Annotated in this window: 19 protein-coding genes; 12 read left to right on the top strand and 7 right to left on the bottom strand. The window is 35.2% G+C overall.

Annotated features, from left to right (window positions below):
* Positions 1-18: 18 nt before the first annotated feature.
* The 4 genes from yabG to BUC25_RS01265 all read left to right on the top strand — a co-directional run bounded on the left by yabG (position 19) and on the right by BUC25_RS01265 (position 3,069).
* Positions 19-879 (top strand): sporulation peptidase YabG, encoded by an 861-nt coding sequence (gene yabG, locus BUC25_RS01280; protein WP_073198913.1) that lies wholly within the window; start codon positions 19-21, stop codon positions 877-879.
* A gap of 146 nt (positions 880-1,025) precedes the next feature.
* Positions 1,026-2,411, top strand: a complete 1,386-nt coding sequence (gene fumC / locus BUC25_RS01275) for a class II fumarate hydratase (RefSeq protein ID WP_073200402.1) — start codon at positions 1,026-1,028, stop codon at positions 2,409-2,411.
* A 94-nt stretch (positions 2,412-2,505) separates the two neighbouring features.
* A complete protein-coding gene (locus tag BUC25_RS01270) occupies positions 2,506-2,709 on the top strand; it encodes an alpha/beta-type small acid-soluble spore protein (protein WP_073198911.1) in 204 nt (67 codons plus the stop codon).
* Positions 2,710-2,814: 105 nt separating this feature from the next.
* A complete protein-coding gene (locus tag BUC25_RS01265; protein ID WP_073198909.1) occupies positions 2,815-3,069 on the top strand; it encodes a hypothetical protein in 255 nt (84 codons plus the stop codon).
* Positions 3,070-3,125: 56 nt separating this feature from the next.
* Here BUC25_RS01265 and BUC25_RS01260 read toward each other — a convergent pair whose 3' ends face one another.
* A complete protein-coding gene (locus BUC25_RS01260; protein WP_073198907.1) occupies positions 3,126-4,226 on the bottom strand; it encodes an ABC transporter ATP-binding protein in 1,101 nt (366 codons plus the stop codon).
* 280 nt (positions 4,227-4,506) lie between these two features.
* Here BUC25_RS01260 and BUC25_RS19240 point away from each other — a divergent pair, with 280 nt between their 5' ends.
* Complete coding sequence (locus BUC25_RS19240; protein ID WP_170862622.1) at positions 4,507-4,650, top strand: hypothetical protein; 144 nt, start codon at positions 4,507-4,509, stop codon at positions 4,648-4,650.
* Positions 4,651-4,736: 86 nt separating this feature from the next.
* Here BUC25_RS19240 and BUC25_RS01255 read toward each other — a convergent pair whose 3' ends face one another.
* From BUC25_RS01255 to BUC25_RS01245, 3 genes are all read right to left on the bottom strand, one after another.
* Positions 4,737-5,633 (bottom strand): PucR family transcriptional regulator, encoded by an 897-nt coding sequence (locus BUC25_RS01255; RefSeq protein ID WP_073198905.1) that lies wholly within the window; start codon positions 5,631-5,633, stop codon positions 4,737-4,739.
* A gap of 100 nt (positions 5,634-5,733) precedes the next feature.
* Positions 5,734-5,919: a hypothetical protein gene (locus tag BUC25_RS01250; protein ID WP_073198903.1), complete on the bottom strand. Its 186-nt coding sequence runs from the start codon at positions 5,917-5,919 to the stop codon at positions 5,734-5,736.
* 44 nt (positions 5,920-5,963) lie between these two features.
* A complete protein-coding gene (locus BUC25_RS01245) occupies positions 5,964-7,253 on the bottom strand; it encodes a YheC/YheD family protein (protein ID WP_073198902.1) in 1,290 nt (429 codons plus the stop codon).
* Positions 7,254-7,338: 85 nt separating this feature from the next.
* On the opposite strand from BUC25_RS01245, the gene BUC25_RS01240 reads away from it, so the two are divergent.
* The 4 genes from BUC25_RS01240 (at position 7,339) to BUC25_RS01225 (ending at position 11,155) form a co-directional block, all read left to right on the top strand.
* Entirely contained in the window at positions 7,339-8,463 is a 1,125-nt protein-coding gene (locus BUC25_RS01240; protein ID WP_073198901.1) for a DUF445 family protein, read from the top strand.
* 83 nt (positions 8,464-8,546) lie between these two features.
* Positions 8,547-8,897, top strand: coding sequence for a YlbF/YmcA family competence regulator (locus BUC25_RS01235; protein ID WP_058308276.1), 351 nt, complete (start codon positions 8,547-8,549; stop codon positions 8,895-8,897).
* A 94-nt stretch (positions 8,898-8,991) separates the two neighbouring features.
* Positions 8,992-9,891 (top strand): ABC transporter ATP-binding protein, encoded by a 900-nt coding sequence (locus BUC25_RS01230; RefSeq protein WP_073198900.1) that lies wholly within the window; start codon positions 8,992-8,994, stop codon positions 9,889-9,891.
* A complete protein-coding gene (locus BUC25_RS01225) occupies positions 9,884-11,155 on the top strand; it encodes an ABC transporter permease (RefSeq protein WP_073198899.1) in 1,272 nt (423 codons plus the stop codon). The genes BUC25_RS01230 and BUC25_RS01225 overlap by 8 nt, the downstream gene beginning before the upstream one ends.
* Positions 11,156-11,273: 118 nt before the next feature.
* On the opposite strand, the gene BUC25_RS01220 is transcribed toward BUC25_RS01225, so the two are convergent.
* The 3 genes from BUC25_RS01220 to BUC25_RS01210 are packed head-to-tail and all read right to left on the bottom strand — an operon-like array spanning position 11,274 to position 13,109.
* Entirely contained in the window at positions 11,274-12,224 is a 951-nt protein-coding gene (locus tag BUC25_RS01220; RefSeq protein WP_073198898.1) for an NERD domain-containing protein, read from the bottom strand.
* 30 nt (positions 12,225-12,254) lie between these two features.
* A complete protein-coding gene (locus BUC25_RS01215) occupies positions 12,255-12,788 on the bottom strand; it encodes a GNAT family N-acetyltransferase (protein WP_073198897.1) in 534 nt (177 codons plus the stop codon).
* 12 nt (positions 12,789-12,800) lie between these two features.
* Positions 12,801-13,109 carry a hypothetical protein gene (locus tag BUC25_RS01210; RefSeq protein ID WP_084543310.1) on the bottom strand — a complete coding sequence of 103 codons (309 nt, stop codon included), beginning with the start codon at positions 13,107-13,109 and terminating at the stop codon, positions 12,801-12,803.
* Positions 13,110-13,214: 105 nt separating this feature from the next.
* Between BUC25_RS01210 and BUC25_RS01205 the strand changes: the two genes are divergently transcribed.
* The 3 genes from BUC25_RS01205 to BUC25_RS01195 are packed head-to-tail and all read left to right on the top strand — an operon-like array spanning position 13,215 to position 17,748.
* Complete coding sequence (locus tag BUC25_RS01205) at positions 13,215-14,441, top strand: metallophosphoesterase family protein (protein WP_073198896.1); 1,227 nt, start codon at positions 13,215-13,217, stop codon at positions 14,439-14,441.
* A gap of 4 nt (positions 14,442-14,445) precedes the next feature.
* Entirely contained in the window at positions 14,446-17,298 is a 2,853-nt protein-coding gene (locus BUC25_RS01200; protein WP_073198893.1) for an ATP-binding protein, read from the top strand.
* 48 nt (positions 17,299-17,346) lie between these two features.
* Positions 17,347-17,748: a GNAT family N-acetyltransferase gene (locus BUC25_RS01195; protein ID WP_073198891.1), complete on the top strand. Its 402-nt coding sequence runs from the start codon at positions 17,347-17,349 to the stop codon at positions 17,746-17,748.
* The last annotated feature ends 65 nt before the right edge of the window (positions 17,749-17,813 follow it).

The following is a 17,813-nucleotide window of genomic DNA, read 5'->3' as shown; positions in this document are numbered from 1 at the left end:
TCTAGATGGGGTGGTTGAGTGAATCTGATGACAGGAATGCTTGTGACACGATATTCCTATAAACATGATATTGTTTTTCGTGTGAAAAATATCAATGGAAACAAGGTTTTACTTCACGGGGAAGATATCCGTTTAGAAGCAGACGCCCCTGAAGAAGATCTACGAATTTTACCAGAAGCTGATGTACGGAAAAGACAAGAAGAAATAAAAGAAAAAGAAGAGTATTCCTATCGTCTTTTTCGTCAAGATTATCAATTAATGAAAGAAAAAAAAGAATATGAACACAAAAAACAAGAACCCCGAAATGTCCAACGATTTCAATTACCTGTGAAGGTACTACACATTGATGGAGATCGCCTTTATTTAAAAAAGTGCATTGAGCTCTATCAACGACTAGGATTGCAAGTCCACGGTGTTTATGTACAAGAAAAAGATTTGCCATTTGAAATAGACGCATTGATACAAAAAGTTCAGCCTGAAATAATGGTCGTAACCGGTCATGACGCTTATTCGGAAACAAAAGGAAGTAAAAAGGATTTAGCTGCCTATCGAAATACTCGTTTTTTTGTGGAAGCAGTAAGGCAGGCTAGAGCTTGGTCTTCTAATTTAGACCAGCTTATTATTTTTGCAGGGGCGTGTCAATCGCATTTTGAATCGTTAATCCGAGCAGGGGCAAATTTTGCAAGTTCACCGGATCGAGTTAATATTCACGCACTTGATCCAGTATATGTCGTTGCCAAGGTAGCTTATACTCCTTTCATGGATAAGGTAAATGTATATGATGTTTTAAAGAATACCTTAACAGGCGAACAAGGTCTGGGAGGAATGGAAACAAAGGGGCTTTATCGTACAGGTTTACCATATATAGAGACAAAATAGCTTTTGTCTCTATTTTTTTGTTATTTTTTGATACAATAAGGATAGACTTATCAGGATGTGAGCGTCTGCTTTTATTTGTTATTGAAGTGGTGTTAAGGCGGTTACACCGTGATACAGTGTAAGATTAATTAAGGGGGAAATAAATGATGGATTTTCGGATCGAACGTGATACAATTGGTGAAATTAAAGTAGCAAGTGATAAATATTGGGGAGCCCAAACACAAAGAAGTAAAGAAAACTTCCCCATTGGTATTGAAACAATGCCTAAAGAAATCATTGAAGGATTTGCGATTTTAAAAAGAAGTGCAGCAATTGTAAATAGCGAATTAGGTTTAATGGATAAAATGAAAGCGGATGCGATCAAATACGCTGCCGATCGGATACTTGCCGGGGAGTTATTTGAGCACTTTCCATTAGTAGTATGGCAAACTGGTAGTGGTACGCAATCGAATATGAATGTCAATGAAGTGATCGCTTTTGTAGGAAATGAATGGTTAAAAGAACAGGGTAATGAGATTACATTACATCCAAATGATGATGTCAATAAATCTCAAAGTTCCAATGATACCTATCCAACTGCCTTACATATTGCAGCAGTTCGTAAATTAGAAGATGTAGTATTGCCTGGATTAGCCACAATGAAACAGACCTTAAAAGAGAAAATGGAAGCATTTAATGATATTGTAAAAATTGGACGAACACACTTGCAAGATGCAACACCTTTAACATTAGGCCAGGAAATAAGCGGCTGGCACCGCATGTTAGAAAAAACAGAAGACATGATCCAAAGAAGTATTCCATACGTAAAAGAGTTGGCTATTGGTGGTACCGCAGTTGGTACAGGCTTAAATGCCCACCCGGAATTTTCTGAACGGGTCACCGCTAATATTAATAACTATACAGGCAAAGATTTTGTCTCAGCCGCTAATAAATTCCATGCCTTAACAAGTCATGATGAATTAGTTTTTGCTCATGGAGCATTGAAAGGTCTTGCAGCGGACTTGATGAAGATTGCCAATGATGTTCGTTGGTTAGCAAGTGGTCCTCGTTGTGGTATTGGTGAAATAACGATTCCAGCAAATGAGCCCGGAAGTTCGATTATGCCAGGTAAAGTAAATCCAACTCAAAGTGAAGCAATTACGATGGTAGCGACGCAAGTAATGGGAAATGATGCAACAATTGGAATTGCTGCTAGTCAAGGTAACTTTGAATTGAATGTATTTAAACCGGTAATAGCTTATAATTTCCTGCAATCTGCTCAATTATTAGCAGATAGTATGCTATCTTTTAATGATCGTTGTTTAGTTGGGTTAGAACCAAATCTCGAACAAATAGAGAAAAACTTAAATGATTCTTTAATGCTTGTAACAGCATTAAATCCACATATTGGCTACGAAAATGCAGCTAAAATTGCAAAAAAAGCTTTTGCTGATAATACTACATTAAAAGAAGCAGCAATAGAACTTCAATTATTAACTGGAGAACAGTTTGATGAATGGATCAAACCAGAAGAGATGACCTATCCAAAATAATGAGAATTGGTTCTTTTACTAGAAATTACTAAGAAATACGAAGCATAGTGATCCCTTTTTTGTTCACAATATGGTGTACAGGAGGTGATCAAAGATGGCGACTAATAATTCAAATCAACTAGTTGTTCCAGGAGTTGAACAAGCATTAGACCAAATGAAATATGAAATTGCACAAGAATTTGGTGTAAACTTAGGTGCAGACTCTACTTCTCGTGCTAACGGATCTGTTGGAGGAGAAATCACAAAACGTTTAGTAACAATGGCTGAACAGCAATTCGGTGGTACGCAACAACAATAATAATTAGATTAGTAAAAGGGAGACGCTTTAATAAAGGTGTCTCCCTTTTGTAAAATGGTTAATTACGAAGCATAGTAGGTAGACCGATCTCTTTGGAGGAGAGCTATGTATATTTGTTATTTATGTAACGGTTTAGAGAGAATGGAGCAGTCCTGCCCAAATTGTAATGCACATATGCTAGACGGTGGCAAATTGGTGGACTATTATGGAGATTATGCACCGTATATAGAAAGTGAAGATGCACAAATGATAGATGGGCTTACACATTCCAGTGAAGAACATCAATGTTTACATGTTGGAGTTTGTTCTGCTTGTAACCATATCGAAGAGATGATTATTAATGAACAGGAAATACGATAAGGATTATAATATAAAAGTAAAAAGCGCAAAGCCTCAGGCTATGCGCTTTTCTGAAATTATTGAATTCTTTGTTCAGAGTCTTTATCAAAGAAGTGACATTTGTGCATATCGAATGCAAGATCGATTTTTTCGCCACCATGAATGTCTGTACGAGAATCTACACGTGCAACAAATTCTTGACCATTTACTTCAGAGTATAGGTAAGACTCAGAACCCATTAGCTCAGATACGTCAATAGTTGCAGTGATTTTCTTACCAGGGTTTGCATCTAAGAACACTGGCTCATCATGGATATCTTCTGGACGCACACCTAGTACAACTTCTTTTCCGATATATCCTTGTTCACGAAGTACTTTCATTTTACCTTCAGGTACTTCTACGTTAGTGTCACCAAGCTTCATAGATCCTTCTTCTAATGTACCATTAAAGAAGTTCATTGCTGGAGAACCGATGAAACCACCAACGAAAATGTTATTTGGCTTGTCATATACTTCTTTCGGTGCACCAACTTGTTGAATAATACCATCTTTAAGTACTACAAGACGAGTTGCCATTGTCATTGCTTCTGTTTGATCGTGTGTAACATAAATAGTAGTAGTCTGCAGGCGGTGGTGAAGTTTTTGAATTTCAGCACGCATCTGCACACGTAATTTCGCATCCAAGTTTGATAATGGTTCATCCATCAAGAATACTTTTGCATCACGAACGATCGCACGTCCTAATGCCACACGCTGACGCTGACCACCAGAAAGAGCTTTTGGTTTACGATCTAGATATGCTTCAAGTCCAAGAATACGAGCTGCTTCTTTTACACGACGCTCGATTTCGTCTTTTTTGAATTTACGTAATTTAAGACCGAATGCCATATTGTCATATACATTCATGTGTGGATATAGTGCATAGTTCTGGAAAACCATTGCGATGTCACGGTCTTTAGGTGCAACTTCGTTCATCAATTTGTCATCAATGTAAAACTCACCAGATGAAATTTCCTCAAGACCTGCAATCATACGAAGTGTCGTTGATTTACCACAACCAGATGGACCAACAAATACGATAAATTCTTTGTCTTTAATTTCAAGGTTGAAATTATCAACCGCTTTTTCATCACCTTTAGTATAAATCTTATCAATGTTTCTTAATGTTAATTCTGCCATTTTGTATTCCCTCCTAGTTTTGTTGAAAGCGTTTCATCTATGTCTAACAGTTTACTAGTAATTCATCTAATCGTAAATAGAAAGCGTGCACAAAAAATGTCGTTTCATTTGTGCACGGTTACAAAAGCTTGGTCAAAAGAACAAGTAAACCTAAAGATATGGAGGAAGAGATTGATTGACAACAAGGATTGATGATAAAATTCCATTATATTTTAATAAAATGGAATTTTCAAAATAGTATTTGTTCTGTTCGATTAAATTGAAAATTTGGAGGGAATATATGCCCGAAATTATTGGTAATAGGTGGGAAGATCATGAATGGATGTTAATAATTGCTACGATTTGTTCTTTAATTACTTTTAGAAAAATAAAAAAGTTAGAGCGTTATAAAAATAAATTGAAAGGGACTTATACACCCTATTAATTATCAATCAAAGGGATTATCATTAGATAATTCCTTTGATTTTAGTTTGCAGTTACTTCGCAACTTAGCTATAAGACGATGTTATTTTACCATTTTGTCCGCATGATAAGGCAAAGGTAGATGGCGATGGCACCCTCGAATTGTTTCACATCAATTCCTGTTTTTTCGATAAATTTGTCCACGCGATATTGCAAGCTATTTCGATGCATGTACATTTTTTTCGCAGCTAGTGTCGTGTTGGAATTGGATTCTAGAAACACTTGAACCGTCTTTAGTAATTCTTCATCCTCTTTTACATCATTTAGTAAAGATTCAATAATAAGTTGTTGTTCTTTGTCATTAATATCTTGTAAAAACAAATAAGGAATCGCTTCTGTATATCGCATTACATCATGGTTATGGCTAGTTGTTAAGTGATAACATCTTTTTATCCAGTAGTAAAAATCAGGTGCTTGTTTTATATTTTTGATCGTTGGACCTATAAAAAGTTTGATATTCATATAGAAATCAGTTGTTAAAACTTCTATGATTTCAGAATACGATATGAAATCCTCTGAGTTTTGCGTCTCTTCCTGGATAATAACCCCTTCATGATTATTTTCCCATAAGATGGGGGTTTTTGTAGGGAACAGACCATGGATTGCTTCGCGAAAGGACTCAGGATCGATAGTTTCATCTGAGAGCGAAAAATAGACAAAATGAAAGTCATTTAATTTTTCTTGTAGCATTTGTTTAGGAAATTCGTGATGAAATAATACATCCATCCACATTTTTTCTCTGTCAGTTGTTGGAGGTTGATTCGCTTTATATGGAGTTAGTAATATTTCCAATAATTCTTTTTCTCGCTGAGTAAGATCTGTCTTTGGTATTCCAATAATCTCATTGTTACTTGTTACGTACCATTTATAGGAAACAGTATCCATTGTTGTATTATCAGTTATTGTAATTAGATTAGGAAACATCATTTTTAATTGTGCAAACATCTTTCAGCCTCTTTCATTTCATGTTTCCCTCTATTATAACAAAGAATAAGGAGATATACCTGTATTAAATAGAAAACACACACCGAAAGTTAAGTGTGTGTTAGTCTTCTGTTTCAGCAGGAAAAGCTTCATGTTCTTTTGCTAATTTTCTGGCTTGTTCAATTTGCATTCTTCCGTGAAGCGAATAGGTGGTTCCACCAGCCATTCCTTCGTTAATCATACGATCTACATCAACTTCATATTTCTCGCGTGAATCTCTTTCATTTTTTGATGAAGGTTTCGCCATCTTTTTCCCTCCTAATGATCTTAGCTTGAGCAAAAGCGTTCAAATCATTCAGAGACTTTTAATTTAGATAAACCGATATTAAAAAGCTGTGTAAAATAAGTCGATGTTTTTGATGCGATTGCTGGATGGTAAAATATATCCCAGCTTGGTTTCGCATAGACTTCAGCCAGCCATAATCGATTTTCTTGGTCTAATCCAATGTCGAATCCTAACTCGCCAAAACTATTATCCATTTGTGCATCAACAATTGAACTTAATTTTAATGCAATGTCATCTAGCTTTTTTAACATTGCTGCAGCTTCTTTTTTAGTGAAAACCATCGATAACGGTATAACAGTCTCACTTGTATCATAAGAAGACAAAACGAACTTCTTCATATAGTGTAAAACGACACGCCATTGATTATCGAAGTTTTTTAAGGTGTATATTCGAAAAAGGAATGGCTCTCCTTGAACTTCCATATATCTAATCGCATCTTGTAACACATATTGCTGAGCTCCTTTTGGGAAATATTCATTAAAGAATAATTCCGTGCTCTCAAAATAGCTGTGTTCTTTCTGTTTACCTGTAATCGCAACAAATAACCGGTTGTCGACCTTTTCGATATAATACTTATTATATTTTTTACTGTATGAGAGCGGGTTCAGGTAGATAGGATGCTGTGTTAATGCTTCATTTATTGTCGTTTGAGAAGGATGAAAGGTGGTTTCAGGTAATAAATAATTGACATCATCAGAATTTTTTAATTGATCGTAAACATGCCATTTGTCAAAAAAATGAGGGTTAAATAAAATCGAGGTAGTTTTTAAATAACTTTTTGCTTGCTTAATCTTAGTGTGATTCTCGATTGCACGATTTGGAATGCGATTATAGATAACAGGTGGAATGTCTGTTTCAATCTTTGTCCAATTATGCTGTTGAAAAATAGATCCATTAGTTGTATGAGAAATACGATCGAGATCCTGTGGAGAAAATAGGATGGTTTCAAAACCAAGAGTATGACCAACTCTAGCCATTTCCTGATAAAGAGGTTCATGTTTTAATTTATTTGGTTGCTGATGGACAAGCACACCAAACAGATAATAGATGGAACAACTATTTTTATTACTGTAAATGATTACGTCTGATTGATTTTTTAAATGTAGATGTTTCATAATAGAAGAGGAAAGGTATACAGTGTTTTGTTTCTGGTTATGACTTAGAACTTCACAGGGCACTTTTTTAAATCCATGATGGATCAGTTTCACATCTTTCATGCGAAAATAATGAGATTTTGGCACGATTATTCTATTTTTATTAATATGGTAAACTTTAATTTGCAATGTTGGTAGCATGTTGGTCCCTCCTTCCTTCAAAAAGGTAATTCATTATATGCAGGAAAAGGACTTACTATACGTAGTGGAAAGGTGGAAATCAAGTTTGGAAAATTTAATACTCATTCTTGTTATGGTTGGTGTCGGAAGTTTTATTGGAGGATTGACGAACTCAATTGCAATAAAAATGCTATTCCGACCATACGAAGCTAAATATATAGGAAAATGGAAGATTCCTTTTACACCAGGAGTTATTCCGAAGCGCAGGGATCAGTTAGCCAAACAATTAGGGCAGCTAGTTGTTAATCACCTGTTAACTGTAGACAGTATTCAAAAGAAGTTAGCTGATCGTCACTTACATTGTAATGTGGAGGAAAAAATCGAGCAAGAATTTGATCACTTTTTGTTAAAGTCTACATCGATTCAACAATTATCTGATAAATTTGGAATCAATCTACAATCAAATCAGCTAAAGGAAAAGATCGCAGAAAAAATAGTCGAGCAGATCCGTGTATACCTACAAGAACATCATGAAAAACCGATAAAACTTTGGTTGGAGCAAGCTGTGACAGATGAAGATATCGATAAAGCTTCTGCTTTTATTAGAAATAAAGGAATCGATCTTCTAAATAATGAAGAAACACGTCAAAAGATGGAGGATGTCATTCAGCAGTATGCACAGTCTAAAGGGTTTTTAGGAAATATGGTGTTATCGATGTTCAGCAGGGAAGAATTAGCATTAAAAGTGCAACGTTTAGTCATCGAGTATTTACGTTCTGAAAAAGGTTATCAATGGATTTCTCGAGCTGTAAATCAGGAATGGTCCAATTTACTGGAACAAGATTTAAAAATTGCCGAATCCATATTCGAAAAAGCAAAAACACAAGATTTGTTGAAAAAAGTAATTCAAGAGCAATTAGCTGTAGAAGATTGGTTGGAAAAACCAATTCAAACAATCCTGACCCCTTTTACAGATCAAGTCAAAATAAAAATCATCCCACTTTTAACCGATCAGCTTTTTGAAAAACTTTCGAATAATGTACCAGAGATGTTAAACCAATTAGAAGTAGAAAAAATGGTGGAAAACCAAGTTTCATCTTTCCCAACTTCCCGGATCGAAGAAATCATTCTGTCGATTTCGCGAAAAGAGTTTAAGTTAATCACTTATTTAGGTGCGTTATTAGGTGGATTGATTGGATTAATTCAGGCGCTACTCTTTATCATGATTTAAATCTTTGTTATAGTGGTAAAGTATATGTAGGTAATATAGATAATCTACTGTAGACGTTTTATATTTTAGGAGGATTTTATTTTATGTCAAATGTAAATGACAAAGCACATGAGTTAGAACAAGCAATTCAGGAAAGCGAAGAATACAAGGATTTAAAAGCTGCATATGATAAAGTAATGGCAGATCCAAACGCGAAACAAATGTTTGATAATTTCCGAAACACACAATTAGAATTGCAACAAAAACAAATGCAAGGAATGGAAATTACCGAAGAAGAAGTAGAAAAAGCGAAACAAGTAGTGGAGCTTGTTCAACAACATGAAGATATATCTAAATTAATGGAAGAAGAACAACGCGTTAACGTGCTTATTAATGACCTAAGCCGCATTATTACAAAACCGTTAGAAGAATTATACGGTGCACAAGAACAATAAATGACCATGAGTTACAGCAATATCAGCTGTAACTCATTTTTTTGAAACTAATGAGTACCGTGATTCGTATATATAGTGAAAGGAGTGAGTGAGTGTGACATTAAAACTAGAGAATGTGACAAAAAAGTTTGGATCGTTTACTGCTGTGGATCATCTTTCGTTAGAAATTCCAGATAACCAGATTTTTGGATTTCTAGGCGCAAATGGTGCAGGTAAAACAACGTCATTCCGTATGATCTTAAATTTATTAGATCAAACATCAGGAACGATTACGTGGAATGGTGAAGAAATCGATTATAGTAAAAGTGACTTAATTGGCTACTTACCAGAAGAAAGAGGACTTTATCCGAAACTTAAAGTTCGTGATCAATTAATTTACCTGGGAAAATTACGTGGTATGGCAAAACAAGAAGTGGTGGAAGAATTAACGAAATGGCTTGACCGGTTGAAGGTTCCACAATATATGGATAAAAAAGTGGAAGAGTTATCAAAAGGGAATCAACAAAAAATCCAATTCATCTCTGCAGTTATACATAAACCTAAACTACTTATTTTAGATGAACCTTTTTCTGGATTAGATCCTGTCAATGTAGAATTATTAAAAGAAGCGGTAGTTGAATTAAAAGATAGTGGGACTTCCATTGTTTTTTCTTCGCACCGGATGGAACATGTCGAAGAATTATGTCAGCATCTATGTATGATGCAACATGGAAAACCAATATTACATGGTGATATTCGAGAAATAAAGCGCTCCTTTGGTAAGAAAAATTTATCAATTCAAGCAGACTTTGAATTGGGTTTTGTGGAAAGCATCCCTGGCGTGGTCAAAGTAAAGCACTTTTCAGATGGAGCACTTTGTCAAATTGAAAATGAAGATGTATCGCAAAAGATCCTAGAACAATTGCTAGGAAAAGGTTTCGTTCGTAAATTTGAATTAGACGAACCAAGCCTAAATGACATCTTTATTGAGAAAGCGGGTGAGTCCTATGAATAAATTTTGGATTGTATTTTCCCATACGTATATGTCTAAAATTAAATCAAAATCTTTCATTATTACTACAGCTATCTTTCTCTTATTTATAGTATTAATGGCTAATATCCAATCAGTTATCGACTTATTCGAATCAGAAGGTGAAGTAGATCAGGTTGCAGTTATAACAGAAAGTGAAGAAGTATATCAACAACTAGAATCAAGATTAACAGCAAACGACTCCGATTTTGAAATTGAGCATTTTGAGGCTTCGATTGAAGAGGCAAAAGAAGCGGTAACAGATGAACAGTATGTAGCAGCTCTTGAAATTAGCGAAACTGCTGATGGTTTACCATCTGCTGTGTATCATAGTAAAGACTATTCAAATCAATCGATGGAAATGAGACTTCAAAACGAGTTACAACAAATCAAAGTGGAAATGGCAACAAATCAGTCTGAAATAGATCCGGCTATTATTACAGGCATTTATGAGCCGATGACTTTTGAAAGTGAATTGATTGCTCCAAGTGACGGGGAAACGTCAACTGTCAAGTCAGAAGATGAACTTAGTAGTGCAAGAGGTTTAGTGTACGTTATCTTATTTCTCTTATATTTCACAGTGATTTCGTATGGAAATATGATTGCAATGGATATCGCAAACGAAAAGACATCCAGAGTAATGGAGATATTAATTTCAAGCTCTTCTCCAGTAAGTCAAATGTTTGCCAAAATTACTGGAATTGGTTTGGTAGGTTTAACACAAATCGTTGCATTTTTAGGGGTAGGTTATCTTGTAATTACGCAGAAGCAAGATGAGCTAGTAGGCGGATTTTTCGAATTCTTCGGACTATCAGATATTAGTACATCTACTTTTATATATGCAATTATCTTTTTCCTGCTAGGGTATTTCCTTTACGCTACATTAGCGGCCATGTTAGGATCCTTAGTTAGCAGGACAGAGGATGTGCAACAATTAATGATGCCAGTAACATTACTTATCGTTGCAGCATTTATGATTACCATGTTTGGACTAAGTATGCCAGATTCTACGATTGTTGTAGTTTCTTCCTATATTCCATTTTTCTCACCACTTGCAATGTTCTTGCGTGTCGGATTATTAGAGATTCCATTCTGGGAAATAGGTTTAAGTATTCTTATTCTGATAGCAACAATTGCATTATTCGCTGTAGTAGGAGCAAGAGTCTATCGCGGAGGTGTGTTGATGTACGGCACATCGACATCACTGAAAGATTTCAAAAAAGCACTACAACTATCGAAAAAAGAATAAGTGAAAGCAGAAGCTATTTCGTCCTTGTGACGAAATAGCTTCTTTCATGGTGAGAGCGAAGTTGCCAATAAAGCATTGGAAGTTGCCAATAAAACACAAAAGTTGCCAGTAATACATTTCACTTTAATTTATTTAGTAAAAGGGACAGATCGTGTTTTCTATCTCGATAAGTTCCTGTAGAAGGAAACTGCACCTGATTTAAAAGCCTTTTTGTTAAATGAATCGATTCAATATTTAAAAAATAGCGTGCTTGCTTATTCGTAATGGTTGGTCCAAAAATTAATGCCCACTCCTTCAATGCTTTGATGTGCATATTTTTGTCTTTCGTTCCGCATTTAGGACAATACCAAGTGCCATAGATTCTTTTTGCTTTGACTTGAATACATTTGGAACAGAAAACACCGCGTTTAATTGTCTTGGGAGAGATCTTAAATTTTGCTAGTATATTCGTTTGTCTTTCTTGATGATTATTCGTTAGAAAGGAAGTGAGTTTCTTCAACTGAGAGGTAGAAAATGGAGTAGCTTTACTATTCGATAAAATCTCTTTCATTCTAATAGGTAATTGTTGTATAGGAAGGATGTCTGGTTGTTGGAAGTCAAGATTAGCACTAGGGTGGGTAAATATAATGACAGGATGAATCGGAGGTGAATGGAAACCACTTGAAGAGAGGAAGGATTCAAGTTTATCCTTTTGATACTGTGCTTGAATTAATGGATTGTCATATACTTGTATTTGTTCATTTTCTGTTTCCTGAATAAGCTGATTTGATTGGTTCAGCGAGATTTTTCCCTTTAAATGTTTGACTTCACAGATGAATATTTTTTGTGGGAAAACAACTAAACTATCGATTTGAAAAAAGTGATGCTGAAAGGGAAGGCGTGTTCCGAATAGTCGACTTACTGATGGCAGTGAATCTAAATAATAGGGCAAGTTCTTTTCGCCAGTGTATCCTGCTATTTCACGACCGAAGGATTTTTCAAGTTGAACACACTCATGGGGAGATAACCGTTGGATCGTTGCTTCAAGCTGTTGTAAATAAAAAGATTTATGGGGAATGGAAAGGTTCAATACATTTCACCTCCTTTAATGTATGGTTATTCACAGCGTTTGCTTCCCTTCAATCCAAAAACGTTTGACGACATTTCCGTTTTCCTCTATAAAATCCTTATACTCCACGCCGTTATTCTTTAAAATAGTTTTCCATGAAGCGATGTTGTTTTTATCACAAGTTACTAATATTTTCTTAATGCCTAATTTGCTCGCTTCTTCGATTGATAACCTCAGTAACTGAGTAGCATAGCCCTTCTGGCGCTGACTTGGACGTATACCATAGCCGATATGTCCACCGATATTCATTAAATAATCAGTGAGCTGGTGACGAATATTAACGACACCTAAGACTTGTTCTTGTTCATTTATCAACCAGTAAGTGGAATCTGGAACCCAGCCTTCTGGTAAATCAATACCTTTTTTATGTTCATCAAAAAAAGTTAACATTTTTTCAATATCATATGGATATTTGTCGATCACCCAAGGAATTCTAACTTCCCCACTATGTATCCACTCTTGGTAAAAATCAAGATAAGCCTCATATAATTCTTTAGCTGGTTCCACTAATTTTACTTTTTGCATTTTGTAGCTCCTTCAATAAAATATTCTACCTTCTTTCCTTTTCTTATATCGAAATACAACGACATTGATAAAAGATAGGACTACGATCGCTATTACGTAATAAAATTCATTTTGATCTCTAGTCAAGTTGAGCTCATCAACGATTTCTCCACTCATATATAATGTTACATTTGCAAGGATAATAAACGAGATAGCGAAGGCAAGAACTGAGAAGGTTGTAAGTAACTTATGCTGAATTAAAATTACTAGAAATAATATTAAAAGAAGTATGATCATGGTGATAAAAATAGGTCGTAAATAAATAAACATTTCGATTCCCATCACCTCCATTTCCTATATATTAACACAATATGTCAAACGCACAATGATCGAACGTGCATTCTGATTTATGCTCTGCTACAATAATAGGAAAGGCAGGTGAATCTTTTGAAAAAACAAATAACCTTTCTTCATTGTGCTGATTTACATTTGGATAGTCCATTCAAAGGTTTAAGTAATATACCGTCCAATATATTAGCGGATATCCGTGAAAGCACATTTGCAGCATTAACTAATTTGACAAACCTTGCTATTGAGAAAAAGGTAGATTTTGTCCTATTAGTAGGTGACATTTTTGACCAGGAAGAACAAAGCATGCGAGCACATATCGCATTGAGAAAATCGCTAGAACAGCTAAACTCACATGATATTAACGTATATATTTCCTTTGGTAATCATGACTTTATAAACAGTCAGGCGTTTCCTAGAAATTATCCTGATAATGTTTTTGTTTTTGAAAAAGAAAAAGTTGAAGCATTCAATTTTGTAAAAGATAATCAGAAACTAGCCAAAATTTATGGCTTTAGTTATGAAGAACGAGCAGTTACTGAAAATAAAGCATTGCAATTCCAAAAAACAGAAGAACCGATTCATCATATCGCAACATTGCATGGTACCGTTGGCAATGTAAAAACAGAAGAACATGTACCCTATGCACCTTTCCAACTTTCTGATCTCAAACAGTCTGGCTTTGATTACTGGGCACTTGGCCATATTCATAAAAGAAATGTTTTATCAGAAAAACCTGCTGTCGTTTACCCAGGTAATATTCAGGGGAGATCAATGAAAGAATCAGGGGAAAAGGGTTGTTATCTAGTTACCTTATCAGAGACAGAGCAACAACTCGATTTCCATCAGCTTCATTCTATTCGATTTGAAAAATGCATGATTTCAACTGAAGAATGGACCGATATTAACCGAGCGCTAGAAGAAATTGAAAAGACAATAGCGGAATATTCATCCGGAAAGCAAGTGATTGAACTCCAACTCACGCGTGTATCAACTACTGTGCAAGAATGGATCAGCAACGGTTCATTTGATGAAATGCTCGACATTATCAATCAATCAGTTGAGACAAAAGAATGGACCTATATTAGTGGTTACAAATGGCAGAAAAACCAGCAACGATCAGAGTGGTTACAAGATGGTGGTTTCTTACAGGAGTTGGCACAAACCTTTTCCAAAAAAGAAGATTTAGCAGATATGCTGGCAGAACTCTGGCAGCATCCCGAAGGCCGAAAGTGGCTAGACAAGCTTGAGGAAGAAGACTTAGATATGACTAGAGTAGAGTCTGAACAACTGCTAGATCATTTATTACATGTAAAAGGAGGATAGCAGGATGCGTATTGAAAATATACATATATATGGCTTCGGAAAGTGGCAAGATCAACAATTTAATTTTCAAGATTCAGCAGGTGTGATTGAAATTTCAGGAAATAATGAATCGGGGAAATCAACATTACGCCAGTTTATTTTATATGTTTTATTTGGTGAAAAACCCTCAAATTTAAAACGCTATGTTCCAAAACAAGGATCAGCACTTGGGGGAAGAATCACCGTTTCAGGCTTGTCCTCACAAACCGTAACGATTGAAAGAGTAGATGGTAAAAATAAAAATAAGGCGCTCGTATTTGTTGAGGGAGAAACAAAAGAGGAAGAATGGTTACAAGAAAATATAAAAGGAATGGATCGAGAACAGTATGAAGCTATTTTTACCTTTGATGCCATTGACCTTCAACAGATCCAACATCTGGATAATCATGCCATACATGACATATTAATAGCAATTGGTATGTCAGGATCGGATCGTATTTACCAAGCAGAAAAAAAGTTGGAGAAAAGTTTAGCAGAGTTATTTAAACCATATGGTAAAAAACCTGAAATTAATCAATTTTTTCAAGAACTCAGAGAATTAAAAGATCAGTTAGCAAAAGCAAAACAAGAAGAAGCTACATACCGCGATCAATTGGAAGAGATCCAGCAATTAAAGACAACTCTACACGATCAACAAATAGAAAGAAAACGACTAACCGAAACATTTCAACAATTAGAAAAACGAAGCACCCATTATAAGCTTATCAAAGACTTTTATTTCGCATCTAATAACCTGGCACGTCAAAACACAACCATAACATTTCCGACCGATGGATTAGAACGATTAAACCAATGGAAAGAAAAACTTCTCCCAATTCGAAGCGAACAATATGTCATTGAAAAAAATATAAAAGAAGTCGAACAAAACCAATCTGATCTAGTTACATTAACGGAAAATGACTGGCATCAATTAAACCGTGCAGTGCAACTAACCGAAGAAATCAATGAAATCACTGCAAAAGAAAAAGACATTTCTAATAAACTAGCAAAGATCCGTCAAGAAATTACGGAAAAACTCGATCGCATGCAAATTAATCTAACGATTGATGAATTAGAAGAACTACCTTTACCATTTTATTTAGAAGAACATTGGACAGAACTTGCAAAGAAAGCAGAAAAAATAGAAGTAGAGAAAAACCACATAGAAAAGGAACATGCATCCAACTTGAAACATATTACCAATATGGAGATAGAAAAAAAACAAGTGGAAGACCAGTTGGTCGATTCTGAGATCATTGATGATTACCAAAAGCAAATAGAACAAGCTGATTTTACAATAGATCAAGAGAAACAAGAAAAACGCTATCGGAAATGGCAAGAAAAATATCAAAATCAGTGGAAGTTATCATTAATTGTTATGATAATCGGACTTGTTTCGTCGATACTGTTAGCCTTTATCACCGACTGGTTGTGGGGAGGTATCATCGCTTTTCTCGCGATCTCACAATGTCTCGTAATAAGAGTTTATGGAAAAACATTTACACATTGGTTTCAACCCGATCAAGTAGATTCAGTAAGGCTAACGTTAGATGAGCGGCAGGAAAAAAAGAAAGAAATAGAAGATCATCAAAAACAAAAAGACCGGATCGCTTCGATTGAGAAGAATATCCAGCATTACCTTCGCGAGCAATTAAAATTAGAGGCAAGGGCCACTTTTTTAAATGAACAACAAGAGCAGAACCATGCGAAAATACATGATCAGCAGTCACAATATCCATTTCTAACAAATGTAGGGATAACCTACTGGTCTAAGATATATCAATTACTAATGATCCAAAAAGAGAGATTATCAGATTCCAGGAAATTACTAGTTGACTTAGATCGACCTCAACAACTTAAGAAGGATTTGGAACAGGAACTTTCCTCCTTTTCAGTTGACGTAAACAAAAATCTTACCGAGGCCTTACAAGTGGAAAGAGAAAAACGAAATGAAGCAAAACGGTTAGCAGATCGCTTGCAGGAGTTAACAGCTCATCTGGAACAATGTCAGGAAATGCAGCAGCCTTACCTTAACGAGATAGATCAGTTATTACAACATGCACAAGTGGAGAATCAAGAAAAGTTTATCGAAAAAGGGGAAAAATATCGTCAATTAGTCGAAACAAAAGATAAAAAGAATCAGCTTTATGATAGCTTAACTGTTTTATTTGAAGAAAAAACAATTAACTCATTTGCGAATGGTGAGTTTGCAGACGAAAATGAGTTGAAATTACAGATGAGAGAAGTAAAAGAGAAAATAGAGAGAAATGACCAAATGATTGATAAGGCTCAAAAAGATTTAAGTGATCGAAAAGCAACGGTTGAGCTATTAGAAAAAAAAGAAGACGTATCGATACTCACTCATCAAATATCATATAAGCAGGAGAAATTACAAAAAATAGCAAAGAATTGGGCGACACACCAAGTAGCACACTCTAAGCTAATCAAAGCAAAAACAAGCTATTCAGAAAAATATATGCCGATGGTTTTTGAAAAAGCGAGTCAATACTTTAAATATTTAACAATTGATCACTATCCAAGCATCTATATAAATGACGACTCAAAAATTATCGTAGAAAATAAAGATGGTTTTCATTTTGATGTAATCGAGTTATCACAAGCAACGAAAGACCAATTATATATAGCACTTCGATTTGCGTTAAGTCATGTAATGGCAAAACGATTTGCTTTACCTTTTCTTATCGATGATGGCTTTGTTCATTTTGATAGAGAGCGAAAAGAAAAAGTATTAGAGTTACTAGAAGAAATCAGTGAACAACATCAAGTATTTTACTTTACTGCAACAAAAACGAAAAATGCCGAGTTGACATTACGTTAATTGGGAAAGTATGGTACGATAAAAAGACTAACAGAGGGAGTGGCGAAAATGACCGAGATTATGTATAAAGATGATATAACGATAACACCGATCGACCTATCTGAAATATTTAAAAAATCTGGCATTATCAGACCTTTTGATGACCTTGATCGATTGCAGCAAATGTTGGATCATGCCAATGTTTTGGTTACTGCATGGGATGAAGAGAGGCTTGTAGGAGTTGCCAGAGGTCTAACTGACTTTAGTTATTGCTGTTATTTATCAGACTTAGCTGTTGACGAGACTTATCAAGAACAAGGGATCGGTAAAGAATTAATCAATCGAGTCCAGCTTTTATTAAATGAGAACGTCGCGCTGATTTTATTATCGTCACCAAAAGCGATGGATTATTATCCGAAAGTAGGATTTGAAAAAATTGATAATGGTTATAAAATAGCACGAACAAAATAAACGAAGAACAAGAGTGAGGATAAGTATTTATTACATATTGGGAAGATACTACGCAATAACTGATA

The organism is Gracilibacillus kekensis, assembly GCF_900143085.1.
Taxonomy (GTDB): domain Bacteria; phylum Bacillota; class Bacilli; order Bacillales; family Amphibacillaceae; genus Gracilibacillus; species Gracilibacillus kekensis.
The sequence above is the reverse complement of the archived record's forward strand: the minus strand, read 5'-3'. Positions and strand labels throughout refer to the sequence as shown.